This window comes from Paenarthrobacter sp. NPDC091669 (genome assembly GCF_044756725.1).
Classification (GTDB): domain Bacteria; phylum Actinomycetota; class Actinomycetes; order Actinomycetales; family Micrococcaceae; genus Arthrobacter; species Arthrobacter bambusae_C.
The window spans coordinates 194,638-207,581 of sequence record NZ_JBIVTK010000005.1; the positions used below are offsets into that span (position 1 = coordinate 194,638).

10 protein-coding genes and 1 tRNA gene are annotated in these 12,944 nt (G+C 63.1%); 2 read left to right on the plus strand and 9 right to left on the minus strand.

The features are described from left to right. Positions 1 to 16 precede the first annotated feature (16 nt). The 3 genes from hrpA to ACIQLI_RS10610 all read right to left on the minus strand — a co-directional run bounded on the left by hrpA (position 17) and on the right by ACIQLI_RS10610 (position 5,340). Positions 17 to 3,970, minus strand: coding sequence for an ATP-dependent RNA helicase HrpA (gene hrpA, locus ACIQLI_RS10600; protein WP_400387923.1), 3,954 nt, complete (start codon positions 3,968 to 3,970; stop codon positions 17 to 19). A gap of 13 nt (positions 3,971 to 3,983) precedes the next feature. Continuing rightward, positions 3,984 to 4,976, minus strand: a complete 993-nt coding sequence (locus tag ACIQLI_RS10605; protein WP_400387926.1) for a helix-turn-helix transcriptional regulator — start codon at positions 4,974 to 4,976, stop codon at positions 3,984 to 3,986. Between the two features lie 193 nt (positions 4,977 to 5,169). Then, positions 5,170 to 5,340 carry a hypothetical protein gene (locus tag ACIQLI_RS10610; protein WP_400387929.1) on the minus strand — a complete coding sequence of 57 codons (171 nt, stop codon included), beginning with the start codon at positions 5,338 to 5,340 and terminating at the stop codon, positions 5,170 to 5,172. Positions 5,341 to 5,421: 81 nt separating this feature from the next. Here ACIQLI_RS10610 and ACIQLI_RS10615 point away from each other — a divergent pair, with 81 nt between their 5' ends. Beyond that, the gene (locus tag ACIQLI_RS10615; protein WP_400387932.1) at positions 5,422 to 6,390 is read left to right on the plus strand and encodes a GlxA family transcriptional regulator; all 969 of its coding nucleotides are present in this window, start codon (positions 5,422 to 5,424) and stop codon (positions 6,388 to 6,390) included. A gap of 30 nt (positions 6,391 to 6,420) precedes the next feature. Here the strand turns inward: ACIQLI_RS10615 and ACIQLI_RS10620 are convergent, their stop codons facing one another. From ACIQLI_RS10620 to ACIQLI_RS10645, 6 genes are all read right to left on the minus strand, one after another. Then, the gene (locus ACIQLI_RS10620; RefSeq protein WP_354228300.1) at positions 6,421 to 6,723 is read right to left on the minus strand and encodes a protealysin inhibitor emfourin; all 303 of its coding nucleotides are present in this window, start codon (positions 6,721 to 6,723) and stop codon (positions 6,421 to 6,423) included. Positions 6,724 to 6,801: 78 nt separating this feature from the next. Beyond that, on the minus strand, positions 6,802 to 7,842 hold the full coding sequence (locus ACIQLI_RS10625) for a M4 family metallopeptidase (protein WP_354228605.1): 1,041 nt from the start codon (positions 7,840 to 7,842) through the stop codon (positions 6,802 to 6,804). 154 nt (positions 7,843 to 7,996) lie between these two features. After that, positions 7,997 to 8,069, minus strand: a tRNA-Arg gene (locus ACIQLI_RS10630). A 122-nt stretch (positions 8,070 to 8,191) separates the two neighbouring features. Next, entirely contained in the window at positions 8,192 to 9,694 is a 1,503-nt protein-coding gene (locus ACIQLI_RS10635) for an FAD-dependent oxidoreductase (RefSeq protein ID WP_400387936.1), read from the minus strand. Beyond that, positions 9,691 to 10,563: an FAD:protein FMN transferase gene (locus ACIQLI_RS10640; protein WP_400387939.1), complete on the minus strand. Its 873-nt coding sequence runs from the start codon at positions 10,561 to 10,563 to the stop codon at positions 9,691 to 9,693. The genes ACIQLI_RS10635 and ACIQLI_RS10640 overlap by 4 nt, the downstream gene beginning before the upstream one ends. Positions 10,564 to 10,567: 4 nt before the next feature. After that, positions 10,568 to 11,059 (minus strand): hypothetical protein, encoded by a 492-nt coding sequence (locus tag ACIQLI_RS10645; protein WP_400387942.1) that lies wholly within the window; start codon positions 11,057 to 11,059, stop codon positions 10,568 to 10,570. A gap of 217 nt (positions 11,060 to 11,276) precedes the next feature. Between ACIQLI_RS10645 and argS the strand changes: the two genes are divergently transcribed. Further along, entirely contained in the window at positions 11,277 to 12,941 is a 1,665-nt protein-coding gene (argS, locus tag ACIQLI_RS10650; protein WP_400387945.1) for an arginine--tRNA ligase, read from the plus strand. Positions 12,942 to 12,944 lie beyond the last annotated feature (3 nt).

Consider the following 12,944-nt stretch of genomic DNA (forward strand, 5'->3'; position numbering starts at 1 on the left):
GGTTTTTTGATCGAGGCTAGGCCGGGGCGAGCGCCTGGTTCAGTACCGTACGGATGCGTTTCTCCGAGACGGAGTAGGCGGTTCCGAGTTCTACGGCAAAGAGGCTGACCCGCAGTTCTTCGATCATCCAGCGCACCCGTGTTAACTCAGTGCCCGCGCGGCGCCCGGGGAGAAGGGCGGACACGGCGTCGTCATAGTCATCCTCCAGCGCCTGCACGATCGCCATGTTCAAGCCGTCCCGCTGCACGTTGCCGGGAAGCTTCTCCAGCCGCTTCTCGATCGCCTGCAAGTACCGCGGTAACTGGCTGAGCTGCGCGTAGCCCGTCCGTGCCACAAAGCCGGGAAAGACCAACTGCTCCAGCTGGGACTTCATGTCGTTAAGGGCGCTGATCAGCGGCAGGCTGGCGTTGGACTTCAGCGCCTTCTGGATGCGCCGCGTACTGGCCAGAACGCGTTCGACGACGGCAGTCACCGTAAACACGGTATCGATCAGTTCCGCACGGACTACTTCATACAAGGCGTCGAAAGACTTCCTGTCCCACGGCAGTTCCTGGGGCGTCAGTTTGTCGATGGCGGCCAGAGCGCAGTCCGCGATCAGGGCACTGACAGATCCGTGCGGATTCTGGCTGAAGGTCAGCTTCTCCATATTGCTGAGATGCTCCAGGACGTAGCGGTCAGGAGGCGGAATCCGCAGTGCCAGAAGCCTGATGACGCCGCCACGCATGGCGGCTTCCTGTTCGGCCTTGGTCTGGAAGACCCGAAGGGCCACTGACTTGCCTTCATCAACCACCGCCGGGAAGCCGGTGACGGCGTGCCCCGTGACGGTGCGCGTTACCTGCCTTTCCACGGTCCCGAAATCCCACTCAGTGATTCCGCTGCGTTCAGCTACTACGCCATCGGGATTGCCGGTGGGCGAAGCCTTGGAAGCAGCCCCTTGACCGTTCGCCGGGCCGGCGGCTCCCGATCCCTTGCCGGCCTTGGCCGGTGCCGTGGTGGCCGGGGTGGCGCCGAGCGATTCGGCGATGGCGCGGCGAGTGGCGGGGGCAAGCTTCTCCTGGAGTTCAGCGAGGTCCTTGCCTTCGTCCAGGACTTTGCCCTTGCTGTCCACCACCTTGAAACTTACGCGGAGGTGCGGCGGTACGGCATCCCAGTTCCAGGAACCGGGCGGAATGACGTGTCCGCGGAGCCGGCGAAGCACCAGTTCCAAGGAAGGCTCCAGCTCATCGGTTGCGGGGTCAAAGTCCGTTTCCAGTGCCGCGGTTGCCTGCCGGGCCACGTCAGGGGCGGGGACGAAGTTCTTCCGGACCTGTTTGGGCAGCGACTTGATCAGGGCAGTGACCAGCTCTACCCGCTGGCCAGGAATCTGCCAACGGAACGGGGCGTCGTCCAGCTGGTTGAGGAAGAGCACAGGAACCTCGGCAGTGACGCCGTCCGATGGGTTGGGCGCCGACCCCGGTGCCACGGGGTGGAATTCGTAGCTCAAGGGGAGCTCGAAGCCCTTGTGCAGCCAGGTCTTGGGATAGGCGGAATCGTCCAGGGCATCGGCGTCTTCGCTCATCAGCAGGGATTGGTCGAAGTCCAACAGGGTGGGATCGGCCTGCCGGGCGTCCTTCCACCACTTATCAAAGTGCCTCTCGGAGACCACGTCCTTGCCCACGCGTGCGTCGTAGAACTCGAAGAGCGTTTGGTCGTCCACCAGGATGTCGCGACGCCGCATGCGGGTCTCGAGCTCTTCGATTTCCTGGAGCAGGGCACGGTTTCGATGGAAGAATTTGTGATGGGTCTTCCATTCGCCCTCCACCAGTGCGTGGCGGATGAACAGTTCGCGGGAGAGTTCGGGATCAACCCGTCCGTAGTTGACCCTGCGGTTGGGAATGATCGGGACACCGTAAAGGGTGACCTTCTCGTGGGCCATGACGGCGCCTTGCCGCGAGGACCAGTGAGGTTCGCTATAGGACCGCTTCACCAGGTCGGGAGCTACCTGCTCAGCCCACAGGGGATCGAACTTGGCGGCGACCCTGGCCCACAAGCGGCTGGTTTCCACCAGTTCCGCTGCCATGACGAAAGCCGGAGACTTCTTGAACAAGGCCGAGCCAGGGAAGATGGCGAAGCGGCTGCCACGCGCACCGGCGTACTCGCGCTTGCGCTCATCCAGAAGCCCGATGTGGCTCAATAACCCCGACAGCAGGCTGATGTGGATGCCCTCATAGTTGCCCACAGGATCGGCTTCACGCTTGTTGTCCAGAGCGATGCCCAGTGGCTTTGCCAGTTGCCGGAGCTGGGTGAAGAGGTCCTGCCACTCGCGGACGCGCAGATAGTTGATGAACTCGTTGCGGCAGAGCTTACGGAACTGGGTGGAGGACAGCTCGCGTTGCTTTTCCTGGATGTAGTTCCACAGGTTGAGGAAGCCCGTGAAATCCGAGATCTCATCGCGGAAGCGTGCGTGTTTTTCCGAGGCCAGCTGCTGCTTGTCCGTCGGCCTTTCGCGGGGGTCCTGGATGGTGAGCGCAGCGGCCAGGATCATGACTTCGCGGACGCAGCCACGCTTGCCTGCCTCAACGATCATGCGGCCAAGCCGGGGATCAACCGGCAGCTGGGCCAATTTCTGTCCGACGGCGGTGAGGCCGCTGCCGCTGCGGCCGCTTGCTCCTGCGTCTCCGGACTTGGGAGTGCTCAAGGCGCCGAGTTCGCGCAGGAGCGTGACGCCGTCGTTGATTGCCCTGGAATCCGGGGGCTCCACAAAGGGGAAGTTCTCCACGTCCTTGGGGCTGCGGGCAACGCCCATGGCGGTCATCTGGAGGATGACCGCGGCAAGGTTGGTTCTAAGGATCTCCGGGTCCGTGAACAGCGGACGCGACTCAAAGTCTTCCTCCGAATACAATCGGATGGCGATGCCTTCGGAGACGCGCCCGCAACGGCCCGAGCGTTGGTTGGCCGACGCCTGGGAGACGCGCTCAATCGGCAGGCGCTGGACCTTGGTCCGGTGGGAGTAGCGCGAAATACGTGCAGTGCCGGTGTCGATCACGTACTTGATGCCCGGGACGGTCAGCGAGGTCTCAGCAACGTTGGTAGCCAGGATGATGCGCCGTTTGCCCCCCGGATTGAAGACCCGGTGCTGCTCCTGCAGGCTCAGCCGCGCAAAAAGTGGCAGTACTTCTGTCCCGGCGAGGCGACGGTTGCTCTGAATGCGGCCGTTGATGGCCTCGGCAGCGTCGCGGATCTCGCGCTCACCGGAGAAGAAGATGAGGATATCGCCGGGAGCTTCCTTGGCGAGCTCGTCCACCGCGTCGCACACCGCATCCAGAGGATCCCGGTCTTCTTCCAGTTCATCGCCCGAGGTGTCCTCATCCCCGCCGGCAGGTTGGGACAACGGCCGGTAGCGGATCTCCACCGGATACGTCCGGCCGGAAACTTCAATGATGGGCGCTGGGTCTTCCTCGCTCCCGAAGTGCTTGGCAAAGCGCTGGGGATCGATGGTGGCCGAGGTGATGATGATCTTGAGGTCCGGGCGCTGGGGGAGGATGCGCTTGATGTAACCCAGGATGAAGTCGATGTTGAGGCTGCGCTCATGGGCTTCGTCGATGATGATGGTGCTGTATTTGCGCAGCAGCTTGTCCCGTTGGATCTCCGCGAGGAGGATTCCGTCGGTCATCAGCTTGATCTTGGTGGACGCACTGACCTCACCGGTGAAGCGGACCTGGAAGCCCACCTCCTGGCCGATCTCCACATCCAGTTCCGAGGCAATGCGTTCGGCGACAGTACGGGCTGCCAGGCGGCGCGGCTGGGTGTGCCCGATCAGGCCCGTGTCTCCAAGGCCAAGTTCGAGGCACATCTTGGGGATCTGGGTGGTCTTGCCGGAACCGGTCTCGCCGGCGATGATGGTCACCTGGTTTGCGGCAATGGCCGCCATCAGATCCTCGCGGCGCTCGGATACGGGCAGCTCAGCGGGGTAGGAAATATGAAGTGTCATGGCTGCTGACAGTCTACTGTGACCGCGGTTCCCCGTCCGCTGCGTCCGTCACAGTCCCTGCTGCCGCAGTGAGCCGGTGGGACAGATGCCGGGCGAAGGACCTGAATTCTTCCGGTTCCAGTATCTCGAAGTCCATGTCCAGCGCGGCAAGATACGCGGCCGGTGCAGCAAGGTTGTCCCACCCGGATCGGAGGATGGTTGCTGCCGGACCGTCAGCGGTCAGCGTCGCATACTGCGAACTGACGACGGCGGCCACCTCCGCGAGCGGCGCGCGGAGCCGCACCACGACGTCGAACCTGTACGGAGACCGGGTGATGGACTGCTGCACGTAGGCTGCAAGGTCTTCGGCAGGCAAGGGGCGTGGCATGTACTTTTTGCGTTCGGACGGAAGCGAAGCAAAACGATCGGCTCGGAAGGTCCGCCAGTCTTCCCGCTCCACATCCCAGGCCACCAGGTACCACCGGCGGCCGGTGTCCACCAGCCGGTAGGGTTCCACGAGGCGTCGTGCCGATTCGCCGTCGGACTTGACGTAGTCAAAAGAGATCTGGCGCCGGTCCGATATTGCGGCTGAAACCACCGTCAGCTGCTGGGGATCAACCGTGGCTGCGTTGCTGGGAAGGGTAGTGACCGCTGCTTTCAGCATGGCGAATTTCGGACGCAGCCGGGAGGGCAACACTTGTTCCAGCTTTGCCAGGGCGCGGACGGAGGCCTCGCCAATACCGGCGACGGGTCCCGCGGCTACTGAGTTCAACCCCAAGGCAACTGCCAAGGCTTCGTTGTCGTCCAGCAGCAGAGGCGGCAGCTGCGCGCCGGCCCCCAATTGGTAGCCGCCTGCGATCCCCGGGGAGGCGTGGATGGGATACCCGAGGTTACGGAGCTTGTCGACATCGCGTCGCACGGTCCGTTCGGTGACGCCCATGCGGTCCGCGAGGGCTGGGCCCGTCCATTCCCGGCGCACTTGCAGCAGTGACAACAGCTGGAGGAGGCGGGCAGAGGTTTGGATCATGCAAGTGAATCTAGTCCATGGGGCACCGGCATGGACGGCTGTTCTACTACCTGTGGCATACAGAGGGACGCCCGCCGTTCTGGGAATCTGCGCATAATTCCGAGAACGGGCGGGCGTCGGGTGGACACTGTGGGTTGCCGGCGTTGGCTGGCAGGTTTGATTTTCTCGAAGGTGTGCAGTGGCCCGGCATGTATTAGTAGATGCGGGGGTTCCAGTACGGGGTGCTGGGAGCGTCTAAAGCACTCCAGGGTTCCGTGGACTGGATGGGCGGGTTATGGCCGCGTCCATCCTTCAACAAGGCTGAAACGGTGGCTGCGACCGCGGTGATGAGGACGATGAAGAGGATGATTCCGAAAATTTCCATGTCTCCAGACTGCTCCTGTGGGAGGTCAAGAAACAGTGGCAGAAATGCCCCATTTAGATAATTTTCTGCCACACTGGATTTATGTTGAAATCAGTGGCGGTGATCGTTGTTCCCGACTTCTCGATCTTCGAATTCGGCACGGCCTTCGAGGTCTTCGGGATCGACAGAACGGACAGAGGCGCCGGAGTTCCGGCCTTCGACTTCCGCGTATGTGCGCCGGAGCCGGGGGACATCCGCATGAAGTCCGGGCTGTCCCTCCACGTGAACCTGGGCCTTGACGCTGCCGCCGACGCGGACCTCGTCATCATGGCGCCTTTCGGGCGGGACCAAGCCGTCCCCGAGTCGGTCTTGGAGGCTCTGCGGGCAGCCCACGCACGGGGCGCGTGGGTGATGTCCATCTGCTCCGGGGCCTACGCGCTGGCCCGTGCTGGCTTGTTGGAAGGGCGGCGCTGCACCACGCATTGGCACTATTCACAGGATCTGTCCAGCCGATACCCCGGGGCCATCGTGGACGAGAACGTCCTCTATGTGCAGGACGGAACCATCATCACCAGCGCAGGCACCGCGGCCGGCATCGATGCCTGCCTACACTTGGTACGCGTCGAATTGGGAGCCAACGTAGCTGCTGCCATCGCCCGGGACATGGTGGTTCCGCCGCACCGTGATGGCGGGCAGGCCCAGTTCATCGACCGGCCCATGCCCCGCTGCGGATCGGCGCCCATGGAGGAACTCCTCCGGTGGATGGTTGAGCACCTCGACGAGGAACACAGCGTGAACGAGCTGGCGGCCCGCCTCCACATGTCACCGAGGACTTTCGCCCGCCGCTTCAGGGCAGAGACGGGAACGACTCCTGCTGCCTGGCTGAATTCGCAGCGGGTGCTCAGGGCCCAGGAGCTCTTGGAGACCACAGAGCTGAACATCGACGAAATTGCCAGGGAAGCGGGGTTCGGACATTCCGTGCTGCTCCGCCACCATTTCACCAAGGTGCTCGACACCAGTCCGCAGAGTTATCGTCGTGCGTTCCGTGGGCAGATGGCGGAAGCTGTTTAGGGACGCGCCGGTTCAGTATACCCGGGGCTTTCAGCGTCGGCTTCCCAGACGGCCGCGGGACTCAGAGCCCTCGGCCTTGGCACATTCCACCAGTTCCTGCCAAGGCCCGGTGACGGCACGGTCCGGGAGGGTGGCCCGGCGTTGGCCTGCCCTGATGGAGTACATGAACCTGTCCGGTTGGTTGGCCGCCCGTGACTGGCTCTTGGCTTCCTCCCAAGGGCAAGCCTCAACCATCGGAACCCATCGTTCCTTGTCATCAGGGGAGACTGCGTCCACGCTCCAGACGCGCGTCATCGCTGCAATTCCCCCACTGCGTTGGACGGTGATCTTCATGGCCGGCTGCTTCTCGTTCGACGTTTCCTCGTCAGTCAGCCAGCGGGACCGCACCAAGCTGTCCGGTCCGCCAACCGACTAAACCTTGACCTTCACAGTCTCCCACGCCTTGAGGACGGCGTCATGCTCCGCGGAACCTGAGCCGAAGAGTTCCTCGGCGGTAGCCACGGTGGTCTTCGCAAACTTTCCAAAGGTGCAGGTCGCGGGGAGGGAGCCGCTGGTCAACGTCCCGTACCAGATCTGGCCGGGCGCCTCCCACGCATTGCCACCGAGCTCCGAGGCCACCACGTAGAAAGCCTTGTTGGGGATGCCGGAGTTGATGTGCACTCCACCGTTGTCCGCGCTGGTGCGCACGTAAGTGTCCATGGAGTCCGGCTGGGGATCCTTGCCGAGGACGTCGTCGTCGTAGGCGGTGCCCGGTGCCTTCATGGAGCGCAGCGCGGCGCCTTGGACCTGGTCTGTGAAGAGGCCCTCACCGATGAGCCAGCTGGCTTTCGCCGCAGACTCCTGCTTCAGGTACTGCTCCACGAGGACACCGAAGACGTCAGACATGGACTCGTTGAGAGCACCGGCCTGGTTCCGGTACGCCAGGTTGGCCGTGTATTGGGTCACCCCGTGGGCGAGTTCATGGCCGATGACACTGACGGACTTGGTGAAGCGCTGGAAGATCTGGCCGTCGCCATCGCCAAAGACCATTTGCGATCCGTCCCAGAAGGCGTTGTCGTAGAGCTTCCCGTAGTGGACAGTTGCATCCAGGGCCAGGCCCGCATCATCGATGGAGTCCCTGCCGAAGATTTCCCCATACAGGCGGTGAGTGCTGCCAAGGCCGTCGTAGGCCTCATCGGCCGCCACGTCCCCGACTGGCCCGGCGCCTTCTTTGCGGACAACACGGCCGGGCAGGGTCTCTGTGGATTCGGCATCGAAAATAGTCCGCTGGGGCGGGCCCGGCTTTGTCTGGCGGGCGCTGGGCGGTGCCGCCGGGATGGGTGCTGTGCGGATGGCCTGCAGGTCCTTGATGTGCAGCAGCGACTCCTTGGCTGCCCTGGCCACGGCCCGCAGCCGTGGCTCGCTCTGGGCGGCAATCCTGCGAAGCATGTACGGAGGAACGATCGAGCACATCACGGCAAACCCCTTTGGCTATCGGAAAGACCAAGTGGATTCAGCCTAAAAGCAGCCGCCGACAATATTGCGGTGTACGCCCGGCAAGCCCCGAACTGATAGCCGGCACCGGACACAAAAATACCCCGCCAGTTCACTGGCGGGGTATTCGTTGTGCCCTCGATAGGATTCGAACCTACGGCCTTCTGCTCCGGAGGCAGACGCTCTATCCCCTGAGCTACGAGGGCATCCAGGGTTCCCTCCGTTGCCGGTGGGACGTCCTAGAGCTTAGCAGTCACTGCGCCGCAAATGAAAACCCGACGCACCGGCGGCAAACCCCGCACTGGACCGTCCGGACTGGCCCCCCGCATCAGTACCCGGCGAACGAATCGACGTGGATACGGCGCGCCCCTGCAGAGCGGGCAGCAGCACGCAGCGAATCAACGCTCGCGGGTGAGCCGGAAACGAAGACTTCGCGATCCGCAACGTCAGGGACCAACTCCTTAAGGCGCTCCGCGTCGATTCTGGCGGCACCGGCGTCGACCATGAACGCAGGGGGAGCGGAACCGTCCGCCAGTCTGGCGATCACCCTGGCCCCGGAGGCTTCCAACTGCTCAGCACCGGCCAACTCATCGCGGCCTTTGGCGAGGTACATCACCACGGTGTCGCGAGGCGCGGTGTCAGCGGACAGGTGTGAGAGGAAAGGTGTAATACCGATTCCTGCAGCGATCAGCAGGACCGGTTTGCCGGCGTCGTGCGGTAGAACAAAGTCACCGCCTACGGCCGTGGCAGAGAGCTTGTCGCCGGGCTTCAAAGCCAGCAGCGCCTTCTTTGCCGTGGACAGAGGCTCGGCCGTGCCAACTCCAAAGGTCACTTCCGGGGCGCCCGGGGCGCTGGTGATGCTGAAGACCCGCCGACGGCCTTTGCCGTCGGAAGCCGCGTGCGGCAGGTTGAGCTCCATGAACTGGCCTGCAGCAAACCGCACGGGGCGCTGTGGCTCAAACCTGAACTCCGTGCTGCCTGGAGTCAGGGCACGCGAACCCTTGAACGTCAGCTCCACCCCGCCCCGTTGGCCCAGGAAGAAAGCCAGGAGGTTACCCAGCAACAAAGCGAGCTCGGGGGAGTTGGCAACAAAGCCGAAGTTATAGGGAACCGCAAACACAACACCCACCACACCGGCAAGCGCCAACTGCTGCCAGCGGCGGGGAGGGAGGGTGAGCGGCTCCGAGAGCATGAAGCCCACAAAAAACAGCAGAGGCCTCTGCGCCAAGGACTGCCACAGCGCCTGTCCGACCGTCATGCTGCGGCTCAGGAGCTCCACCGTGATGATGCCTGCAGCCACCACCAGGAAGACGGTTGCCATCAACATTTTCCGCGTGCGATACAAGACAAGCAGCACCCCCGGAACCAGTAGCCACAGCATTGCAGGGGTCGCAGCCCACCACGTGGCGATGTTCAACCCGGTCAGGCCAGTGACGAACGCCCCGGCCGCGGCCGGATTGAAGATGTGCCGCCCGCGGAAGGCCAGCGCATATTTGGAAACGCTGGCCACCACGCACGCCAAGGCCACGCCTGTCATGTCAGTGACTCCGAAGGCAGGCCAGAACAGGAAATAGAGCAGCAATCCCGTAATCAGGGATGACTCCGTATGTGGCTTGACGCGGAAGATCAGTGCCAGGAGCCGGTTGGACGCGTACGTCACCGCCAGGCAGAGCACCAAATGCACCAGCATCTCCGGGAGGCCAAACGTCAGCCAGCCCAGGATGTTGAGGAGCATGCTGTAGGCCACCAGCACACCCAGCACCCACAGAATCAAGCGGTACATCGTGAAGCGGCCCAACCAGGTGTCTACGCGGGACTTGGCGGCAATCATGTGAACAGTCTCCCCTCGAAACGGTGCGAAAACGTGGCGGCACCACTGGAGGACACCCTGAGCCAGGAGAAATCGAATTCATCCTGCAAGCGGACCGGTTCAAGCATGAACAGGGCAGTGGCCAACGCATCCGCCACCAATGCGCTCGCAGCCATGGTCCAGGTAGCCACCGTGGTGTGGATGGGCCTGCCTGTGGTCCCATCCAGGACGTGGTGCAGGCCATCGCCCCAGGCCCGCCGGTTGGACGCCGAGGCACAGAGGGCTGAATTGTTCAGTTCAACCGTGCCTATGGCCTGGCCGGGATCATAGGGATGTTCCAAGGCGACCATCACAGGATGGGTGCCCGCATGGAGCATGTCGCCGCTCGCATCAACCAGGAATTCAGAATGGCCCGTTGACTGCAGGACCCCGCCCAGCAGGTCCACCAGCTGCCCCTTTCCCGCGGCCCCAACATCCAGGACCACTGGTTCGGTGGCAGTCAGGGCCGTACCCGCCCACTCAAGGACGTCCTCCCAACGTGGCGGGGCCTGGGGATTTCCGAAGGGGGCCAGCGTGTAACCGGGATCGTAGCCAAGCCGTTCCAGGCTGCTGCCGATGAGTGGGGTCATGGCGCCCCCGCTGAGCCGATACAGGGCAGCGTAGACGTCATGAAGGGCTGAGGCATGCCCGGGCAAAGTGATCCTGCCCGGTTCGCGGGACAGAGCGGATACCAGGGAGTCCGGCCTGAACCGCGAATACGTCGTGTCGTAGTCACTGACGGTTTCCAGCAGTTGGTGCCGCACCGCGGGTCCCAGTGCCTCCGGCGTCGAAATTTCCCAGTGCGTCCCGATGCCGTCAAAACTGAAGGAACTCCAGTCCGCGTGCGGCATGGTGCTACTTGGCCTGGGACTTGATCTGTTCCACGGCTTCGTTGAACCCGCCGGACGTCAAGGAGGAACCAGCCACCTTGGAGACATTGAGTTCATCGATCTTCTTGCCAACAATCTGCGCCGCAATGCCGCCGGCGAACTCGCCCTGGAACTTTTTGGTGTTGGGGTTCGAAGGGTGCGTAGTGATGTTGACCGCAGACACCGTGTCACCGGCAAGCGTCAATTCCACGCCCACGGTCTCCTGGCCGTTGGGGGAGGTGTACGTGCCGTCGGCGCTGTAGGTGCCGTCCTTGTATGCCGGGGTGCCCGCGGCAGTGGAGCCGGACGCGGTAGAAGAAGAGGTGGGGCTGGACGTGCTGGCCTGGCCGCCATTCTCGGCAGCCGGCGTGGATTCAGCGGACGGGGACTGCGCAGATGGCGCGCAGCCCGCCACCGTGCCGATGAGTGAAAGGCCGGCAATTCCGGCGTAAATGCTCTTGCGGAGTGGCGTAGTCATGGTTCTGCTCGTTTCAACTGGACAAGAAATGGTCATGGGACTAGTACTCGCGGGATGACGGACGAGGCCACCTCCTACGTCTTCACAACGTTGATTTCAGCGTAATGGTTCAGTCTGTGTCGTCCGCCACTCATTCCTGTGAGCAGGCTGTGACTGGATTGTCCACATAAGCGACCCCCAATTCCGCGACTTTGCGGGCCCCCGGTAGGCTAGAAGCGTGACTCCCGAAGAACTCTCTGCTGCCATATCCGCCTGCCTAAAGGACGCCGTCTCTACCGGCGAAATTACCTTGACGGAATCTGCCGTGCCCGATTCCGTGCGGGTGGAGCGACCCAAGAACCGGGATCATGGAGACTGGGCCACCAACATCGCCCTGCAACTCTCCAAGCAGGCCGGTATGAATCCGCGCGACTTCGCCGGCATCCTCAGCAACCACTTGCAGGGCATTCCCGGCGTTACCGGGGTGGAAATCGCTGGTCCGGGCTTCCTGAACATCACCGTGGATGCCGCCACCGCCGGTGCCCTCGCCAAGGCCATCGTTGAGGCCGGCGCCAGCTACGGAACCAACCAGGCGCTCGCGGGTCGCGTGGTCAACATGGAGTTTGTTTCCGCGAACCCCACCGGACCGCTGCATATTGGGCACACCCGTTGGGCGGCCTTGGGTGATGCGATTGCCAGGGTCCTGCGCGCATCAGGTGCGGACGTCACCGCTGAGTACTACATCAACGACGCCGGCTCGCAGATGAACGTCTTTGCCAACTCCGTCCTTTCCAGGCTTCACGGCCGCGGCGTCCCTGAGGGCGGCTACCCGGGTGAGTACATCCGGGAGCTCGGCGACGAAGTCCTCAACGCACACCCCGGCATCCGGGAACTGACGGACGAGGCCGCCCTCCCTGTGATCCGTTCCGCTGCCTATGAGGCACAGATGGCAGATATCAAGACGACCCTGGCGGAATTCGGCGTAGAGTTCGACGTCTTCTTCTCGGAGAAGGAACTGCACGACGCCGGTGCGATCGAATCCGCTGTTGCGCGTCTTCGCGAGCAGGGCCACGTCTTTGACGACGGCGGTGCCGTTTGGCTGCGCACCACCGACTTCGGTGATGACAAAGACCGCGTCATGATCCGTGCCAACGGCGAACCGACCTACTTCGCCGCGGACGCTGCCTATTACCTTTCCAAGAAGGACCGCGGGTTCACTGAGAAGATCTACCTGCTCGGTGCAGACCACCACGGATACATCAACCGCCTGAAGGCCATCGCGGCCTGCGCGGGCGATGATCCCGAGGTCAACATCGAGGTCCTCATCGGCCAATTGGTGTCGGTAAACGGCGCAAAGCTGTCCAAGCGTGCCGGCAACATCATCGAGTTAAAGGACCTCATTTCCTGGCTCGGCAAGGATGCCGTCCGCTATTCCCTGGCCCGTTTCCCGGCCGACTCGCCCCTGACGCTGGACCCGGAACTGCTGAAGAAGCACAGCAACGAGAATCCGGTGTTTTACGTGCAGTATGCCCACGCCCGTTCCCGCGGCACGGCACGCAACGCTGCCGAAGCCGGTGTAGAGCGCCAGGTCGATGGCGTGGATGCATTCGACGCATCGCTCCTGGACCACGCCACGGAAAACGAGCTGCTTTCCTACCTTGGCAGCTACCCGTCCATTGTGGCCAAGGCTGCTGAGCTGCGCGAGCCGCACCGCGTGGCACGCCACCTTGAAGTCATTGCCGGGGCCTACCACCGCTGGTACGACGCCTGCCGGGTGTCGCCCCAGGGGGACGATCCCGTCCTTGACGTCAACCGCACCCGCTTGTGGCTCAATGACGCCACCAGCCAGGTACTTGCCAACGGACTCGAACTGCTGGGCGTTTCGGCGCCGGAACGGATGTAGGGC

Coding starts and splice junctions, on each gene's coding strand:
- ACIQLI_RS10605 (WP_400387926.1), bottom strand. CDS start 4,976: ATGATCCAAACCTCTGCCCGCCTCCTCCAGCTGTTGTCACTGCTGCAA.
- hrpA (WP_400387923.1), bottom strand. CDS start 3,970: ATGACACTTCATATTTCCTACCCCGCTGAGCTGCCCGTATCCGAGCGC.
- ACIQLI_RS10645 (WP_400387942.1), bottom strand. CDS start 11,059: ATGACTACGCCACTCCGCAAGAGCATTTACGCCGGAATTGCCGGCCTT.
- ACIQLI_RS10635 (WP_400387936.1), bottom strand. CDS start 9,694: ATGATTGCCGCCAAGTCCCGCGTAGACACCTGGTTGGGCCGCTTCACG.
- ACIQLI_RS10615 (WP_400387932.1), top strand. CDS start 5,422: ATGTTGAAATCAGTGGCGGTGATCGTTGTTCCCGACTTCTCGATCTTC.
- ACIQLI_RS10640 (WP_400387939.1), bottom strand. CDS start 10,563: ATGCCGCACGCGGACTGGAGTTCCTTCAGTTTTGACGGCATCGGGACG.
- ACIQLI_RS10610 (WP_400387929.1), bottom strand. CDS start 5,340: ATGGAAATTTTCGGAATCATCCTCTTCATCGTCCTCATCACCGCGGTC.
- ACIQLI_RS10625 (WP_354228605.1), bottom strand. CDS start 7,842: ATGTGCTCGATCGTTCCTCCGTACATGCTTCGCAGGATTGCCGCCCAG.
- ACIQLI_RS10620 (WP_354228300.1), bottom strand. CDS start 6,723: ATGAAGATCACCGTCCAACGCAGTGGGGGAATTGCAGCGATGACGCGC.